At 37.6% G+C, this 1,055-nt stretch carries 1 protein-coding gene; it reads right to left on the reverse strand.

Annotated elements, in window-relative coordinates:
• Positions 1-497: 497 nt before the first annotated feature.
• Positions 498-1,055: AbgT family transporter (locus tag F6K13_RS34515; RefSeq protein WP_287290154.1), on the reverse strand; the 558-nt coding region annotated here is incomplete at its 5' end.

The following is a 1,055-nucleotide window of genomic DNA, read 5'->3' on the forward strand; positions in this document are numbered from 1 at the left end:
GTTAGAAGAAATTCTGTTTGAGCGTTGTCAAGTTCTTTTAACACAGCAATTTGCAATCAAGGCTATAACCCAGTACCATTGGTGGCCGAAAATTCAGGTTTAATTACTCCGATGCTACCGGATTTGATATTATCCAGCTCTTTGAGCTGAAAAACTGGCACTTTTTTAGACCAAAAAATGCTAAAACCAATATCAGTCAATGCTTTGATATTTAATCAGCAAGCCCTATTTAAAGATAAGAGTCCATATTTTAGGGGCGAATGCCATTCGCCTCTAACCATTGTATGACGACGACAGAATTATATTGCTCCGAAGCCAACGGATTTGATATCAGAGGCGATCGCTATTTCTTGAAGAAGGTGGAACGGGAAAATATCAGGAACGGGAACGGGCAAGATGCCCCCACGCACAAAACTATTAAAATCATCCCGCATTTATGCAACACCTAATTTATCCCTTGAGAGCTGATGGCTGACCGCTGACCGCTGAGTGCTATTTTAAAGTCTAATTGCTGCTCCCGGTCCAATGGGAATTCCGAAAATAAACCAGAAGATAAATAAAGCTGACCAAGATATTAGGAAAGCTAAAGAATAAGGTAGCATTGTAGCAATTAAAGTTCCCATTCCTGTATTTTTATCGTATCTCTGAGCAAAGGCAACAATAATTGGAAAATAAGGCATCAGAGGCGTAATAATATTAGTTGTAGAATCTCCAATTCGATAAACCATTTGTGTCAACTCTGGTGTATAACCAACTAACATTAACATCGGCACAAATACTGGAGCCATAATATTCCATTTAGCCGATGCCGAACCAATAAATAAATTAATAAAACCACTAACAATAATAAAACTTATGAGCAAAGGCAACCCAGTAAAACCAGTAGCTTTGAGAAAATTTGCACCATTAACAGCTAAGATAATGCCTATATTACTCCAACCAAAATAAGCAACAAATTGAGCAGCAAAAAATGATAAAGCAATATAATAACCCATTAAACTCATAGCCTGAGTCATACCTTGAGCAATATCTTTATCGCTCTGAATTGTACCTGC

The sequence above is a fragment of the Okeania sp. SIO2B9 genome, from assembly GCF_010672505.1.
Taxonomy (GTDB): domain Bacteria; phylum Cyanobacteriota; class Cyanobacteriia; order Cyanobacteriales; family Microcoleaceae; genus Okeania; species Okeania hirsuta.